Source organism: Halocatena salina, assembly GCF_023115355.1.
In the GTDB taxonomy this organism is placed as follows: Archaea; Halobacteriota; Halobacteria; order Halobacteriales; family Haloarculaceae; genus Halocatena; species Halocatena salina.
Window position 1 is genome coordinate 2,355,508 of record NZ_CP096019.1, and the last position, 16,537, is coordinate 2,372,044.

General features: G+C 55.5%; 16 protein-coding genes. 10 read left to right on the forward strand and 6 right to left on the reverse strand.

Going from position 1 to position 16,537, the window contains the following annotated elements; translation table 11 throughout:
• Positions 1 to 94: 94 nt before the first annotated feature.
• Positions 95 to 1,069 (reverse strand): formyltetrahydrofolate deformylase, encoded by a 975-nt coding sequence (locus MW046_RS12095; protein WP_247993359.1) that lies wholly within the window; start codon positions 1,067 to 1,069, stop codon positions 95 to 97.
• A 131-nt stretch (positions 1,070 to 1,200) separates the two neighbouring features.
• Positions 1,201 to 1,386, reverse strand: coding sequence for a hypothetical protein (locus MW046_RS12100; protein WP_247993360.1), 186 nt, complete (start codon positions 1,384 to 1,386; stop codon positions 1,201 to 1,203).
• A gap of 148 nt (positions 1,387 to 1,534) precedes the next feature.
• Here MW046_RS12100 and fer point away from each other — a divergent pair, with 148 nt between their 5' ends.
• On the forward strand, positions 1,535 to 2,161 hold the full coding sequence (gene fer, locus MW046_RS12105; RefSeq protein WP_247993361.1) for a ferredoxin Fer: 627 nt from the start codon (positions 1,535 to 1,537) through the stop codon (positions 2,159 to 2,161).
• A gap of 76 nt (positions 2,162 to 2,237) precedes the next feature.
• Here the strand turns inward: fer and MW046_RS12110 are convergent, their stop codons facing one another.
• From MW046_RS12110 to MW046_RS12120, 3 genes are all read right to left on the reverse strand, one after another.
• Entirely contained in the window at positions 2,238 to 2,513 is a 276-nt protein-coding gene (locus MW046_RS12110; RefSeq protein WP_247993362.1) for an ArsR family transcriptional regulator, read from the reverse strand.
• Between the two features lie 78 nt (positions 2,514 to 2,591).
• Positions 2,592 to 3,380 (reverse strand): ABC transporter permease, encoded by a 789-nt coding sequence (locus MW046_RS12115; protein WP_247993363.1) that lies wholly within the window; start codon positions 3,378 to 3,380, stop codon positions 2,592 to 2,594.
• Positions 3,377 to 4,342 carry an ABC transporter ATP-binding protein gene (locus tag MW046_RS12120; protein ID WP_247993364.1) on the reverse strand — a complete coding sequence of 322 codons (966 nt, stop codon included), beginning with the start codon at positions 4,340 to 4,342 and terminating at the stop codon, positions 3,377 to 3,379. The genes MW046_RS12115 and MW046_RS12120 overlap by 4 nt, the downstream gene beginning before the upstream one ends.
• 353 nt (positions 4,343 to 4,695) lie before the next feature.
• On the opposite strand from MW046_RS12120, the gene MW046_RS12125 reads away from it, so the two are divergent.
• From MW046_RS12125 to MW046_RS12155, 7 genes are all read left to right on the forward strand, one after another.
• Complete coding sequence (locus tag MW046_RS12125) at positions 4,696 to 5,718, forward strand: PstS family phosphate ABC transporter substrate-binding protein (RefSeq protein WP_247993365.1); 1,023 nt, start codon at positions 4,696 to 4,698, stop codon at positions 5,716 to 5,718.
• Between the two features lie 35 nt (positions 5,719 to 5,753).
• Positions 5,754 to 6,803: a phosphate ABC transporter permease subunit PstC gene (gene pstC / locus MW046_RS12130; protein WP_247993366.1), complete on the forward strand. Its 1,050-nt coding sequence runs from the start codon at positions 5,754 to 5,756 to the stop codon at positions 6,801 to 6,803.
• Positions 6,803 to 8,431, forward strand: a complete 1,629-nt coding sequence (gene pstA, locus MW046_RS12135; RefSeq protein ID WP_247993367.1) for a phosphate ABC transporter permease PstA — start codon at positions 6,803 to 6,805, stop codon at positions 8,429 to 8,431. Before pstC ends, pstA begins: the two co-directional genes overlap by 1 nt.
• The gene (pstB, locus tag MW046_RS12140) at positions 8,424 to 9,260 is read left to right on the forward strand and encodes a phosphate ABC transporter ATP-binding protein PstB (protein ID WP_247993368.1); all 837 of its coding nucleotides are present in this window, start codon (positions 8,424 to 8,426) and stop codon (positions 9,258 to 9,260) included. The genes pstA and pstB overlap by 8 nt, the downstream gene beginning before the upstream one ends.
• A gap of 5 nt (positions 9,261 to 9,265) precedes the next feature.
• Positions 9,266 to 9,943, forward strand: a complete 678-nt coding sequence (gene phoU, locus MW046_RS12145; RefSeq protein ID WP_247993369.1) for a phosphate signaling complex protein PhoU — start codon at positions 9,266 to 9,268, stop codon at positions 9,941 to 9,943.
• Positions 9,944 to 10,159: 216 nt separating this feature from the next.
• Positions 10,160 to 10,309: a DUF7557 family protein gene (locus MW046_RS12150; RefSeq protein WP_247993370.1), complete on the forward strand. Its 150-nt coding sequence runs from the start codon at positions 10,160 to 10,162 to the stop codon at positions 10,307 to 10,309.
• A gap of 237 nt (positions 10,310 to 10,546) precedes the next feature.
• A complete protein-coding gene (locus tag MW046_RS12155) occupies positions 10,547 to 10,828 on the forward strand; it encodes a PadR family transcriptional regulator (protein WP_247993371.1) in 282 nt (93 codons plus the stop codon).
• A gap of 203 nt (positions 10,829 to 11,031) precedes the next feature.
• Here the strand turns inward: MW046_RS12155 and MW046_RS12160 are convergent, their stop codons facing one another.
• Positions 11,032 to 12,345, reverse strand: a complete 1,314-nt coding sequence (locus MW046_RS12160) for a polysaccharide deacetylase family protein (RefSeq protein ID WP_247993372.1) — start codon at positions 12,343 to 12,345, stop codon at positions 11,032 to 11,034.
• Between the two features lie 1,169 nt (positions 12,346 to 13,514).
• Between MW046_RS12160 and MW046_RS12165 the strand changes: the two genes are divergently transcribed.
• The gene (locus MW046_RS12165; protein ID WP_247993373.1) at positions 13,515 to 15,218 is read left to right on the forward strand and encodes a glycosyl hydrolase family 18 protein; all 1,704 of its coding nucleotides are present in this window, start codon (positions 13,515 to 13,517) and stop codon (positions 15,216 to 15,218) included.
• Between the two features lie 382 nt (positions 15,219 to 15,600).
• On the forward strand, positions 15,601 to 16,356 hold the full coding sequence (gene xacR, locus MW046_RS12170) for an HTH-type transcriptional regulator XacR (RefSeq protein WP_247993374.1): 756 nt from the start codon (positions 15,601 to 15,603) through the stop codon (positions 16,354 to 16,356).
• Positions 16,357 to 16,537: the final 181 nt, after the last annotated feature.

The window sequence follows — 16,537 nt, forward strand, 5'->3', positions numbered from 1 at the left end:
ATCAGATGGACCTACAAAGTATCTTTCGTTCCAGCCAGTAATGACAACATACGGGCCTGCAGTCAACGCCCCCTACCCAGCAGGGAAGCGCACGTCACCCCATCTCGGCTTCGACGTTTTGCTCCATCCGATCATCGGGATCATCGATCGGTCCACTCGGATTGACGTTGTGCAGTTCCTCGGGCGTTCCGAGCTGCACCGACTCGTTATCGACGCCGTTCCGGAGGTGGGTCGTTCCGCGATGCACGTAGATGGAATCGGAGAGGTGGAGTTTGATCGCCTCCAAGAGGGCGTCGGCTTCAAGGGGCTGTCCTCGGCGTTGGAGATCGGTCTCTGTAGCGCCGTCGGGAACGTCGAACACCCGTTGTGTAATGATCGGTCCTTGATCGAGATCGGTCGTTGCGTAGTGTGCAGTGACGCCAGCGATTCTGACTCCCGCGTCGATTGCCTGTCTGTACGGTTCCGCACCGGGGAAGGCTGGGAGTAACGACGGATGGATGTTGATGATCTGTCGCTCGTAGCGAAACACGACCTCGGGACCGAGGATCCGCATGTACCGCGCTAGAACCACGAGATCGACGTCGTACTCCGAGAGCAACGTTAACAGCCGTTCCTCGTCGGGCGTGCCGCTTTCATCACCGATGTCATAAAAGGGGACGTCGTACGCTGTGGCGATGTGTTCGAGATCGGAATGGTTTCCGATGACGACCCCGATCTCAGCGTCAAGCTCGCCGTCTCGTTTCGCCTCCAAGATCGCCTCCAAACAGTGGGATTCTTTGGTGACGAGTATTCCGAGCCGTTTGGCCGTCGACTCCGTAGGAAACCGGATCTGTACGCTTACGCCCAGATCATCCCCGAGTTCGTGGAGATCCTCGCGGAGCGTTTCCGGCCGACAGACCATCCCGGTGGTGTCGACGTGCATCGTCATCCGGAACAGACCGTCTTGAACGGCTTGATCTAAGTTCTCGATGTTGATACCGCGTTCGAAGAGGAGATTCGTGATATTCGCTATCAGCCCCGTGTCGTCGGTGCCAACGATGGTTATCTCTGTGTACTCTTGTGCTTTCATGGAGAATATACCTCGTATCGTCCGGTGCTATTATATTAGGGGCGGCTGTCGATATAAAAATCCATCGTCTCGGGTCGAGTACGCCCACTGTGTAGTGGTATCGAACGACAGCCGGTCCACCAATGAGAAGATCAGGTCGTCTCCGTTTTCATTCCCTTTTTCAGTACTATTGGAGTGATGATAGCATCAATAACTCCGATAGCGAGCACCAGCCACCGCATCGTTCCATCGAGGAAGGTGAACGCGATGAACGCCAAAACCACAAACCCACCGATACCTGCCGCGTACGGAAGGATCGTCTCTAACTGATCACTCATAATTCTAATATCTTCGAATAGAACTTTATGTGTTTCTATCTATCCGAATGCATTATCGTATCTACTGCTGTGTTCGGTGGTTCTCGTGGCGGAATGGGGGCAGTTCGTTCGATCGAGGCTTTTTCCCTATCGGTTCGCTACAACCCGTATGGTCTCCCCGTTCGAGGTACTACAGATCGACGCGGACGCCGACGATGCCGAGGTCGAACGTGCGTATCGGCAGCGGGTGAAGGAGACCCATCCGGATCAGGGTGGATCGATCAGCGAATTTCAGCAGGTACAATCAGCATATACAATGCTCACCGGTGAGGACGTCGAGGACGGTCATCCCGATGACAACGCTGGACGAACGGATACATCTCGGGTGGAATATCTCAACTACGAAGTTCTCGACGATCACGGGTGGAACTTCGACGACGAAAACCTGTTCGAGAAAGCAACCGCTGTGGATCTACCACCGGCTGACCACGGGCAGTTTCTGGTCCACCCCCACGAATCACTACTCGAAGCGGCCGAGAACCGCGGCTTCGTGTGGCCGTACGCCTGCCGCGGCGGGGCGTGTGCCAACTGCGCGGTCGGCGTCCTCGAAGGGGAACTGGAGATGCCGGTCAACACCATTCTGCCCTCGGAGATGCTCGAGTGTGGAATCCGTCTTTCGTGCAATGGATTCCCGATCACCGAGACGATGAAGGTCGTCTATAACATCAAACACCTCCCACGTCTCGACGACCTCCGGTTGCCGCCTCGTCCGTTCGAAGACGCCTATGACGACTGACGTTCCCGTACAGACGCGGCTCCTGCTGATAGCGGGAGCGAGCCGATCCGGAGCAGACCTCTCGGAGAGGTCTGCGCTACGCGAGGTTTTCGGCTTCGATCGTCTCCCAAATATCCGTTCCCTGTTCGGTGATCCCATACACCCGGCCTTTCTTCCGGTCATCCGAGACGAGCAACTCGACAAGCGTTTGTTCGCGCAACTCGCCGAGTGCTCGTGAGATGTGCGACATGGACAGCTCCGTGTCTTCGGCAAGCTGTGACGGCGTTGCTGGTCGGTTCACCAGATACTCTAGGACGGTCACACGATACGTCGAGGCGAGGACGAAGCTCACCTCATCCCATTGTGGTGCCATTCCATACCACGATGTATAGTTTGTCTGCTAGCCACTTGAGTACTCGGGCCATACTCGGCGGAGAACAGGGAACCAGTGTCAGTCAGTCAATCCGTAGCCGTGTTTGAACAGCCATACGTCGAATGCGACGACGATCACGGTCGCTCCTGCGAGCACGGTGAGGGACACCAACGGGCCGATGTCGCTGAAGTCGAGAAACGCGAACCGGACGCCCTCGACCATGTACACCATCGGGTTGAGCAGTGATACGGACTGCCAAAATGAGGACAAGGCGCTCAAGGGGTAGAAGACCGCGCCGAAAAACACCAACGGTCGAATGATGAACTGATTCATCACGGTCAGGTGGTCGAAATCCTCGGCCCACAGTCCGCCGATGACGCCAAATCCCGCGAACAGCAGCGTGATTACGAACACGAACGCGACGATGTAGACGGGATGTGCGAATTCGACCGGCGTCATCGACGGAATGAGGTTCGTGAACAGTACACCGACCCCTGTTATCAACACGGCGATGAGCGTACCCCGAAGCGCGCTTGCTACGACGTACGCGAGCACCATTTCGGTGTAAGAAAGAGGTGACGTCTGGACTTCATGGATGTACTTGTTCCATCGTCCGTGGAAAATGGAAAACGAGGCGTTTTGGAAGGCATCGCTGACCGCGCCGAGTACGACCAGTCCCGGGAGGATGAAATGGATGTACGTAACGTCGCCACCGACATCGATGCGTCCACCGAGAATCACGCCGAACACGATTAGATAGAGGGAGTTCGTGATGGCCGGCGGAAGAAACGTGTTCCGAGGACGGCGAACGAACCTGAGTATCTCCCGGTGGACAAGCGTCCGCAGTCCGGCCGAACCGATGCTCATAGCATCCCCTCCGGTGTGGCTAACTCTGGATCGGACGTCGGTTCATCGTCGGTGCCGGTCAACGAGACGAACACCTCTTCGAGCGACGTGCGCGAGATATCTAGATCGATCACGGTGTATCCCTGCCGATCAAGACTACGAACGAGCGCGGGTGCAACCGCCCCGCCTTTGGGGGCTGTCACCACGAGGGTGCTGTCCTCGATATCCATCTCCTGGATGCGTTCGTCGTCGATCTCCGGGAGACGAGCTGGAGGAGATTCGAGACGGAGACGAATCGTGTCGTTTCCCCGTTCCATCAACGACTCCGGACTCGCGACGGTGAGCTTCTGTCCGTCATCCATGATGGCAACCGTATCACACAGACGCTCGGCCTCCTCGATGTAGTGGGTCGTCAGTAAGATCGTGGTTCCTTCGTCGTTGAGCTCAGTGATGATCTCCCAGAGGTCGTGGCGAAGCTCTACGTCCACACCGGCAGTCGGCTCGTCGAGGATGAGCAGATCCGGATCCGAGACGAGCGCCCTGGCGAGCATGAATCGGCGCTTCATCCCGCCCGATAGCCAGTCGAACCGGGTGTTGCGCTTGTCGTAAATTCCAACCGTTTTGAGCGCCCTGTCGGCGCGTTTTTTTGCCGTTTCGCCGGTAATACCGTGGTAGCCCGCCTTATGAATCAACACTTCTCGAATCGGGAAAAATCGGTCGACATTGAACTCCTGAGGTGCGAGTCCGATCCGATCGCGGGCTTCCCGGTACTCCGTCTGTACGCCGTGACCGAACACGCTTGCCTCTCCCCCTGATTTACGAACGAGTCCGACGAGGATGTTGATGAACGTCGTCTTTCCCGCGCCGTTAGGTCCGAGCAAGCCAAAGAATTCGCCCTGCTCGACAGAGAGAGAGATCCCATCCAGCGCTCGAACGCTGCCGTAGCTTTTTTCGAGATCCGTCGTAGAAATGGCAAGCGACACGAACGGATATACGGCGGGCAAACGATTAAACGTGTTGTATCGATCCGGTGTCTTCGATAAGCGGTAGCGCGGCGTCTCCTTCCTCAAAGCGCGGACGAGGCGAAAAATCTGGTTTGAACTCGGACGATGCGATTTCCTATTTCGATACACGACCCGCCGACGGAACACCGTTCAGCCATGGGATTCGGTGGTGCCGGAAACGACAGTATAGATCACTATTGTCGACTCTATATCATTCATTCCCATCATATTATTGTATAGTATACCGTTGTATCAGAGTTCTCAATACATATCTTACCCGAATGTACCAATATTATAAACCTCTTTAGGATCGATCTGCTTGTAGTTTGGTGATGGCGTACGATCCAAACGTGCCTAAATCGGTGTCACGACGGACGTTCCTGGTGGCATCGGGAGCGATCGGTGTAACGTCACTTGCTGGATGTTTATCCGATAACACCGGAGCGAACACCGATAACGATTCTGAGAATGGGAACTCACAGCTGTCGGGTGACATTCGTATATCCGGGAGTAGTACCGTGTATCCCATCGCTCAGGCGATAAGCCGACAGTTCCAGACAGATCACTCAGAGGTCAGCTTCAATCTCACGAGGGATGGGAGCTCTGGGGGGTTCACGAACGTCTTCATTCCGGGCGACAGCGACATCAACAACGCGAGCCGGCCGATTTCGGAGGAGGAAGTACAGCAGTGTCGGGACAACGGCTTCGAGCCGGTTGAGTTTTTCATCGCGCAGGACGCGCTCACCGTCGTCGTGAACAACGACAACGACTGGATGGACTCGATCACGATCGAGACGCTCAAGGAGATCTGGTCCCCCGACTCAGCTCCGAAAACGTGGGCGGACGTCAACTCCGAGTGGCCCGACCAGCCGTTCGATCTGTACGGTCCGGCGACGACGTCAGGCACGTTCGACTACTTTACGGAAACGGTCGTCGGTGAGGAAGGGAAGATCCGCGATGATTTCGAAGGAACAGAAGAGGATGATCTCATCGCTCAAGGGATTCAGGGCAACAAACACGCGATGGGCTATCTTCCGTTCGCCTACTACACGAACAACCCGGACACGGTGAAAGCACTCGATCTGGGTCAGGGCAGTGGCAATCCAGTCGAACCAAGTTTGGAGAGCGCACAGAACGGTAATTACCCCTTGGCTCGGCCATTGTACTTCTATGCCAATATGAACAAACTACAGGACAAAAAGCATCTCCAGGAGTTCATTCGATTCTACGTCAATCAGGCCGACGAGGACTTCGTTGCCAACGATATCGGGTACGTTCCGAGCAGCAAAAAGATGGTTGATGACAACGTGGCTAACCTTGAATCGGGGAGCAACGGCGAGTATAAGCACAACTAGCGCCGACATGAAGTTGGACAATCATTTCTTTAACGATGAGTGAACGATCGACCCCAGCGACAGAGCGTGCAGATGGTTCCTCCACAGCCGGGTCGGATCCGGGGACAGAATCGTTACAGCGAAACGAGTTCGTCGTTCGGAAAGAGAAGCTATACGGATGGCTCATCGCCTTGTGTGCGGTCCTAACGGTGCTCGTAACCGTCGGAATCATTTTCGCGCTTTCCGGTCAAGCCCTAGTATTTTGGGGAGAGATTTCACCGATCGCGTTTTTCACCGGCACGAAGTGGAGTCCGATCATTGACAACGCCTATGGGGTACTTCCGCTGGTGAGTGGGACGCTTATCGTTACTCTCTGCTCGGCACTCATCGCACTCCCCATCGGTTTGGCCGCAGCGATCTATCTGAGCGAATACGCGAGCGAACGGGCACGCTCCGCGCTGAAGCCTGCACTCGAAATCCTCGCTGGTGTTCCGACGGTCATCTACGGCTACATGGCGCTGGTGTACATCACTCCCCTGTTTCAGGAACTGTTTCCGTTATCGGTCCAGCTGATCCCCTCGTGGCTCCCGATCGTTCCCGAGTTCACGCTGGCTATCCCTGCAGTACAGACGTTCAATGCTCTCTCTGCGAGCATAGTTGTCGGGATAATGATTATCCCGATGGTGTCCTCGATCAGCGAAGACGCATTGGGAGCGGTGCCCGACAGCCTTCGGCAAGCCGGATACGGGTTGGGATCAACGAAGTTCGATGTCTCGACGAAGATCGTCGTGCCTGCGGCCACCTCCGGGATCGTCGCCTCCTACGTGTTGGCGATCTCGCGCGCGATCGGTGAGACGATGGCCGTGACGATGGCAATGGGAATGAGTCCTCAAATGCCTCATTTCCCGAACGTTCTCACCAACCTCGCTGACTCCAGTCAGACGATCACTGCTGCTATGGTACAGATCGCTGGGGCCGATTCGCTCGGTCACGGTCCCACGTACGAGTCGATGTTTGCGCTCGGACTGACGTTGTTTTGTATTACACTTTCGATGAACGCACTGGCTGAACTTGTCAGACGACGCTTCAGGGAGGTGTATGAGTGATGGCGACCGATGAAGCATCCGCTGACAGCCTGCATGGATCGACTGGCGTTCGGCTCGAACGGCTGAAAGGTCGTCTCTTTGCGAGCGCGCTCGTAGGCGCGACACTCGTCGGTATCGTCTCGTTGATGGTGTTGTTCGGGTACATCGCGTTCGATGCCTTCCAGCCGTTGACCGCCTCGACCCAGTGGTATCTCATCTATCTCGGTACACTCGTGACACCGACCGCGGCGTTCACCCTGTACGCCCGCCGTCACCCGCCCGTCAGGGCGGTGAACACGAAAACGTTCGCCGTCGTCTGTGGCTCGCTCCTCGTGAGCCTTCTCGGTTACGTCGTCGCTGAGGCACTCGATCCGTACGACGTTCTCCTCTACGTGCTGTTTGGAGCGCTCCCACCGGTTATCGTCCTCGCGTACGCTCGACAGTCCGCAGATCGGACGTACACCGGGCCAACGATGGTGGGATCGATCCTTGTCGGGATCGCCCTCGCTGCCGGTCTGTACGGCGTGTTCCGTCCTATCGTCGGCATCGTCGCTCGATGGGTCGCATACGTGGGTTTCGTCACGCTCCCCGTTGGAGCGGGTACGGTCTCGGTCGTGTCGCGTCGGGGGTCGCTTCGTGAGGCAGCACTCGCTGGAGCCATCGTCGTCGTCGGAACGCTCGCTGTCGCCGTCGGTGCGCTCGTGACTGGGATCGAACCATCGTTGCCGGTCGTGCTGTTTTCCGGAGCCGTCGTCCCGATCGGCTACGTTATCGGCGACACTGTCGTGAACGAACCGGAGGGTCGGATCGGCATGTTGGGACCGTTCGTGTTCCTCGGCGGTGTGGTTCTCGGTGCCGTTCTCGAACGCAGCTTCGGCGTACAGGGTCCTGAAACGTATCTCACGCCGACGCTCTTGTTGAACTCGTGGCACGGGCAGGATGCACTGGCGGCGGGCATCTATCCCCAGCTCGTCGGTTCGATCGTGATCGTCGGCTTTATGTCGCTTCTAGCGTTTCCGGTCGGTGTCGGAGCCGCGGTGTACCTAGAGGAATACGTCCACCACTCCGGGTGGCGCGGCCGATTGGCAGCGTTCTTAGAGATCAACATATCGAACCTCGCTGGGGTTCCGTCGGTCGTGTACGGACTGTTGGGTCTCGCGTTGTTCCGGAACACGTTGGGATTCGGGACGGGCGTCGTCGTTGCCGCCGCTGGAACGCTCGGGTTTCTCATCCTCCCGATCGTGATCGTCTCCGCCCAAGAGGCGCTCCGATCGGTTCCGGATTCGTTGCGCCAAGCCGCTTACGGGATGGGTGCCAGCCGATGGCAGACGCTGCGTACAGTCGTCATTCCGGAGGCGTTTCCCGGCATCTTGACCGGCACGATCTTGGCTCTCGCCCGGGCGATCGGGGAAACCGCGCCGCTGGTCATCATTTCTGTCGCTACCACGACGTACACGCCACCGGAAGGACTGTTTTCGAGTGCGGCTGCCCTTCCGCTCCAGATTTTTGCCGCTCGAAGCAACGTCGATCCAACATTCAGACACGGCATCGTTCCGGCTACCGCCGTCGTGTTATTGGTCCTGATGTTGGTGATGAACACCACAGCGATCATCCTCCGAAACCGGTACAACAGGGATACACATGAGTGAACACGAACCCACCCAAGCACGAGCATCGACCGCCGACGCTGAAGCCACAGTTGGCGGAGATGAGCAGTCGATCGGAACGCGCACGATCATCGAAGCTCGAAACGTAAGCGTGTACTACGATGGGGAGCAAGCGCTCCAAACGGTTGATCTGGAGATTCCCCGGCGACAGGTGACGGCAATCATCGGCCCGTCGGGCTGTGGAAAATCGACGTTCCTCCGGTGTATCAATCGGATGAACGATCTCGTCGATGCTGCGACCATCGAGGGAGAGCTTCGATTCGATGGTACGAACATCTACGATCCCGATGTCGATCCAGTCGCGTTGCGTCGCCGAGTCGGGATGGTGTTCCAGCATCCGAACCCGTTTCCAAAGAGTATCTACGACAACGTCGCTTACGGACTCAGGATTCACGGACGCACCGACAACCTAGACGAGCGAGTCGAACGGGCACTCAAGCGAGCAGCACTCTTCGAAGAAGTGAGCGATCAACTCGAGAAGAGCGCGCTTGCCCTTTCGGGCGGCCAACAACAGCGGCTCTGTATCGCTCGCTGTCTCGCGGTCGATCCGGAGATCATCCTGATGGATGAACCGGCGAGCGCACTCGATCCCGTCGCCACGTCGAAGATCGAGGATCTCATCGACTCGTTAGCCCAAGAGTATACGGTGATCATCGTCACCCACAACATGCAACAGGCCGCGCGGATCTCGGACCAGACGGCGGTCTTTCTCACGGGCGGTGAACTGGCCGAGTACGACGACACGGATACGATCTTCGAAGATCCCGACAGCCAGCGGGTTGAGGACTACATCACCGGTAAGTTCGGGTGACTGTCGTGACACGGGAACAGTACCAACAATCGCTCGAAACACTCCGGGAGAACGTCCTCGATATGGGCGAACTCGTTACGGATCGTCTCGATTCGGCTCTGTCGAGTCTTGCTACTGGCGATGAAACGCTCGCACGAACGGTCATCGAGGGCGACGAGGAGATCAACGACACGTATCTCGCGTTGGAACAGCAGTGCGTCGAGCTGTTGGCATTGCAACAGCCTGTTGCGAGCGACCTGCGGCTTATCTCGGCGTCATTCAAGATCATCACGGATCTAGAGCGGATCGGAGATCTGGCGACCAACCTCGGGGAGTACGCGTTGGCCGTACGACAGGACTGGCCGTCCCGAGTAGCCGTCGACGACATTGGCCGTGACGCCCTGTCTCTCCTCGATCGAAGTCTGGACGCCTACGCCACCCAGTCCGCCGACGCGTGCCAGGAGATCGCCACGGACGACGATAGGATCGATGCACTTTGTCAACGGGCGAATGAGACTGTCGTGCGCGATCTCATCACGCACGAAGCCGACGGTGATGGTCCGTGGGCAGTCGAGGAGTTACTCGATGAGGTGTCACGCGTGTTATTGACGATCCGTGACATCGAACGGATCGCCGATCACGCAGTGAACATCGCAGCACGCACCCTGTATATGATCGAGAACGATCCCCGCCTCATCTACTGAACAGATCGTCTTTCCATCGATCCTAAACCCTCCACGCGCTCCGGTGTGGTTACAGGATCGAATGTATGCGTCTCTCGATCATTCAGTATTCATTTTGATATATTTTTCGCACGTATAGTTTTATATTTCTCTCTCTATTCTCTGCTATGTCATGTTCGTCTCGCTATCGTGGGTGCGTAGACAGTACTTATCCGAGTACATCCCCAACGGTCAATGATGCCAGACGTCACACTCGATAACGAGACGATCGAACAGCTCGATTCGCTTCGGGTCGAAGACGAAAGCTACGACGAGATCATCACCGAACTCATCAGTATCTACCAGGCGACTGAGCTGACTCTTTTTAAAGCGGGTGATGAAATCTGAGATAACATCACCTGTTCCTGGATCCACGGACGAACAGCGGATTGTCAGTCGTTTTCGTCAGGCGAAGTCGTCTCACCGAACTCCATCAGTCGGCTCTGGTCCGCCGATACTGCCTTGACCGCGAAAGCGGGAACAGTAGCTGGCTATGGAGTGGCGCACTCTATGTAATACATATAATAATATCTATACAATTATGGGAAAGAAATATGTGATATGATATCTTAGCCATGAATAGATATGTATGACTTGACTGGTTTCCAACGAGACCTGTTGTACGTTATTGCAGGCAGCGACGACCCACACGGACTGGCGATCAAAGACGAACTCGAAAAGTATTATGAGAAGGAAATCCACCACGGCCGATTATATCCAAATCTCGATACGTTAGTGGGAAAAGGGTTGATCGAGAAGGGCCACCGCGATCGACGGACGAACTACTACACGGTTACGCGTCGAGGCCAGCGCGAGATCGACGCACGTACTGACTGGCAAGCGCAGTACGTCGATCCCGTGGCCTGAACCGAGTCTCGCTACATTATTGTAGTTTCGATGGTGTGTTGTGCGCTGACTATTACATTTTGACGACATAAGACACATATTCATCCGATATCTGGCAGTGGCAGCAGTCTGTAGAGATCGACCGGAACCGGCGCACGACGGTGAAATCAAAAGATCGTGCGGACGCTACCCACGAGACGGGACCGATGGATCACCGATTTACATCACTTATTATTGATGAGTTGTGTGGGTGTAATGACATCGACGTCTTTCTTCTCGATATGATCGAGGATCTTCTGGAAGTCCGCTTTCGGAAGCCACCCATCGCCGTCGCCGATCTCGTGGAAGTAAAGAACGGCGAGCTGATTGAACTCATCGGCCATATCGATGATACGGCGGGCCCCTCGGATGGACTCCCCGTTTATCCGAGAGATGAACGACGGGTTACTCGGGGCCTTCGCGTTGTTTGGACTTCCTCCCTGAAGGTACGCTGTCTCGAACATTTCGTCGATATTTTTGAGTGCCGCGTTGTTCAAGCGATGGTTCGGCAGAACGAAGTGTTTCGCTCCTTGCTTGAACCCCTGTACTTTGAGGTACTGTTTGACTTGTTGGAGGGCCTGTTTTTGCCCCTCGTCATTTATAGTTGACAGGGCTTTGCCGTAGTGACCGATGATGTCCCATCCTGCTTTCGACATCTCGCGCATCTGCTGATCGGTCACGTAGTTCTCGCCATTGACCGCGTCCGGAATGATCGCTGCCGACCCGGGCCACCCCCGCTCTTGCAACATCGGGAAGGCGTTCTCGTAGGTGGTGTAGAATCCGTCGTCGAACTGGAGCATTACTTTCCCCTTGTTCGCCTTGGGGACCTTCCGAAGATCATCGACCAACACCTTGAACTTCTTGCCGTCCTGTCGTGGTCCGACCTGAATCTCTATCTTCGTCACGTTACCCAGCTTGGGATTCCCGTTTTTGTCCGTGTAGCCGAGATCGAACCGAACCCACTGATCGAGCTCACGGGGGAACTGACGAATCGCTGTAACCATGGCGCTCTCAGCCGGTGCGATGACGTTCACCGCGATTTTCATGCGACTGTCTTGGAGTTTCAGATTTGGCTTCTTTATCTTCGCTGCCAGCGAGAGATCGTGTTTGGACAGATCGAGTGCACTTTCCCCACCCGAATCGGAGAAGAACGTTTTGGTGATCTTGGCGACGTTCTCCCCTTTCGGTTCGAGCACCACGGATTGGTCCCCTTGGAATACGTCGTCAGTGGTGGTCGACAGCTTCCCTGCGGCGGGTTGCCAATCCTGAACGTTACTGAAGTCGACAACAGATTGCCCCGGTGCGTTGTTTCCACCGTTTCCGCCACCACCGTTGGTGGTGGTCGTGGTGGTGTTGCTGGTGCTGTTGTTAGTTCCCCCGGGATCAGCGGGTTCGTTCCCCCCACCTCCGCCCGGAAGAGAGGAACACCCGGCTAGCGACACTACTCCAGCGGCACCAACCGTCGTGAGAAATGCACGGCGAGTAGATTCTTTTCCCATACGATAGCTTCCAGCACAACGTACTATATGTTTTGTGAATCACCGATCGTTTACCGTGCTGTCGACAGATCCATGAGCATCGATTGCTGTTCCAGTGAAACAAACAGTATGTGCGTACCAGTCGTACCGACTGCCAGCACTTCCCAGTCCTGATCGTGCCCTGTATAGTAGTTCGACTGCTGAACATCCAAAAAGATCGGTGATGACAGCGAGCGACGGTCGAACCACGCTGTAAAATGATGCTATCTGCTTTCGATATCGGATGAGATGATCTAAGACTAATCATTAGAAGTAACAACTCGATCTGATGCAGTGTTCCATGTTCTTTATTATCGTGGTGTTGATGTGTCCAGACCCGGCTCCGCGTGGCAAGAAACGGTGAAACTGTTGGTTCATACTGGACCGACCGCTCGAACAGTATCGTATCCACCATTTATCAGAATCGTCTAAAACCGCATGTGGCTATCGGAGAACATGATAACTAGATAGTATCACATCGACATCTAGTGCCACTTCCTCGTCGGGAGAGCTACTTTCGTATGAGTGAATTATTTTACTGATGTAGCTACCGGAGATAGTTCTTATCTGGATGTCGTACAGATAGCAGAAATCAGTTTGGATATGTTCAGTACATTGCCACACACTAACAATAACGTGTTAGGCAGACCCCGATAGCGTACGCGTGCTGAGACGCGTTCGATCCATTACAGACGTATGTGTGTAATGAGCACCTGCAAAGGTCCGTTCACGAGAGATGAATACGTTCGGGAACTCCGACCCATGACCGAGACAGTGGGTGTTCACGGTCGGTGAACGGTTCGGGGAGCCGTTCTACCCCCATCCCGGATCGAGATGGATATCTTCGGGCGATCGCTGTTGTGAGTAAACCTCTTGAACTGACTGCTTTCGGGTGTTCTCTCTGTAGGAGTACCGATCGTCTCTCACTCGTGAACGTTTCGTGCTCGGAGTCGCCCTTCTCTTTAAACAGTTACCCACTACTCTCGTGAATCATTCCCACACCTTTCGCCCAATATATCATTAATATTTTAATTACCGAAATTATTTTATAGTAATAGGTTATTATTCCAATCAGCGTGGAGAGCAAGGGGACTGTATACCCACAGTAGTATCGTTTGCAAATCGAATGACAGATACGACTACACACGACGATGAACGACTCACGACGCGACCTACTTCGGAAAGTATCGACGCTTCCCATGGTGTTGTACGGGATTAGCTCGACAGCAGCAGCAGCGGACTGTAGCGACGTCAGCACATGGGACGCCACGACGGCTTATGCCGGCGGTGATCGAGTGGTGTCCGGCGGTGCACTTTGGGAGGCCCAGTGGTGGACTCGTGGCAACGAACCGGATGAAAGCGACGATGTCTGGGGGAAACTCGGCGACTGTGACGGGCCCGGTGGTGGAAACGCTTCGCCGACGGCTGCGTTCACGGCCACGCCGTCGTCGCCCTCGCCGGGCGAGTCAGTCACCCTTGACGCCAGCGATGCGACCGATAGCGACGGATCGATTCAGTCATATGAATGGACGTTCGGCGACGATACCACTGCAACGGGGCAATCAACTGACCACACCTACGCCGCAAGCGGCGAGTACACCATTACCCTCACCGTTACTGACGACGATGGGGCGACCGATTCGACCACACAGACGGTGTCGGTCGGTGACACCACGAGCGAGTTCAAGATTATCGGCTACTATCCCGGCTGGAAATCCACATCTGAGTACGATTACTACCCAGAGGATGTTCCGTGGGACAAACTCACTGACGTGAAATACGCGTTCCTCGGCGTCGACGCCCAAAACGGGATCCCAACGATCATGAGCGACCAGGATCGGAAAAACCTCGAAGCGTTCAAGGAACTGAAGTCGGGACCGGCCTCCGATACGCGGATCCACGTTTCGATCGGGGGCTGGGCCGATTCGAAGGGTTTCAGCGAGATCGCTGCGAGTCAGGACACGCGCCAGAGCTTCGCACAGCGATCGGTCGAAATCGTACGTGAATACGATCTCGACGGTGTTGACATCGACTGGGAGCATCCCGGAAGCCAACAGGGCAACTGTCAATGTGGGAGCAACCAGGACTACGAGACCCACATCGATCTGCTGAAGACACTCCGGGACGCGCTCGATGCAGCCGGTTCGGAAGACGGGCGGAAGTACTGGTTATCCGTCGCCAACGGTGGGTCGGACTGGAACACTGGCGGACTTCGACACGGTGAGATCGGTGAAATCTGCGATTACGCGATGATCATGGCGTATGATTTCACTGGGTCGTGGATGGATGTTGCAGGACTGAACGCGCCGATTTACGGTGACGCTCACCCCACAGAGAACGCACAGTACGGGCAAACGTATCACAACCAGTACTACGTCGAATACGCTGTTGATACGTTGTGGGCCGGTGAGCACGGCGAGACTGGATACTGGCCGGGTCAATGGGAGTATCCACCAGCACCACCTGCTGAGCACGACGAGTTGGTGTTAGGGCTGCCGTTCTATGGCCGTGGTTTCAACGGGACTGAACTGTACGGAGGCTACACCGGGCTTCCGGAAGGAACGTGGCACCATCTGCTCGAAGACGGGGCAGAGCCGACAGGAGCCTTCGACTTCGGGGATCTCGAAGAGAACTACATCGACGCAGACGGCTGGGAGCGCCACTACCACCAGCCCGGTGAGGTACCGTACCTCATCAACGAATCGGAGAACACGCTCATCAGCTACGACGACGAACAGTCCATTGCGGAAAAGGTTTCCTTCGCCAAAGAACGAGGGATGCAGGGTGTGATGTTCTGGGATCTGGCCCAAGACTGGAACGAAACGCTCCTCGACACGATCAATCAAACCGTATAAATCGGCAAACGTCTGATCAGCGACAGCCATGGGACCACGACCGCCCTGTCTGTCGATCCTATCCGTTATCCCGTTCCTTGCAACGCGTTTATTGACTCACTGTCATAACACCCTACCGCCAAAGCGCAGCTCTGTTCATACGAGGATTCGATATGCAATTATAACTATGCATGGTGCATGTGAATCAGCAGCTATGGCGCTAGCGTACGGTGTAAATGTCCTGTCGACGCTCTTCTCCCGGTGTGTCGAAGCTCGCGTATTGATTGATTAGATACTATAACTTGGAACCGCGGCTGTCTTCGATCGGGAACTCGTCATCTCCTCCGATTGTATTGTTCTATAGAACAGAACGTTTATTCGGGAAGATACTAAAGGAAAAGTCATGGACGCCAAATATCCGGTGCGGACCACGGAAAAAACGCTCGCTCTGATCGAACAGTTGATGGAGCACGGTTCCTGTGGGGTGACCGAACTGGCAAACGGGCTTGATATGGGTAAGAGCGCTGTCCACAATCATCTGACGACACTTCAAAAGCACGGGTACGTACAACAGAGCGACGACGAATATCAGCTCAGTTTGAAATTCCTCGAAGTCGGCGGCCGTATTCGTAAGTCGATGGAACTGTACCAGGTAGCCGAACCCGAAGTGAAGTCGTTGGCGGCCGAAACGGGTGAACTCGCTAATATTCTCATCGAGGAACAGGGGATGGGCGTTTACCTGATGCGGGCGAAAGGAGCTGATGCCGTGGATCTCGACACGTACGCTGGTCTCCGGACGCGTCTTCACACGACGGCACTCGGAAAAGCGATTCTCGCTCATCTTCCGGAATCACGGGTCGATGAGATCCTCGATCAACACGGTCTCTCACAGAAAACGCCTAAAAGTATCAGCACGCGTGAGGAGTTGTTTCAGGCGCTCGGTGACATCCGCGAGCGCGGATACGCTATCGACGATGGTGAGCGTCTCGAAGGGCTTCGGTGTCTCGGTGCTCCCGTCAGAACGTCCTCGGGAGAGGTGTTGGGTGCGATTAGCGTCTCGGCTCCCGCGAGTCGCGTTAGCGACGAGGACCTCCACGGCGATCTGCCCGAAAAGGTGCTTAGTGCTGCGAACGTGATCGAACTCAACATCAACTATTGAGGCCGTTCTATCATTTTGGACGGCCACTGAAGACGCTTCGATCCGTCTTCTGGCGCTTTGGTCCGTAGCTCTGGATGCATACGTGATTATGGAAGCGTCGTCGACGATACACGGCGCGTACCCGTTCTGTATTTCAGAATTTGGATCTCACGCGTTCCCCCTATCCGCACATCTGTATGGG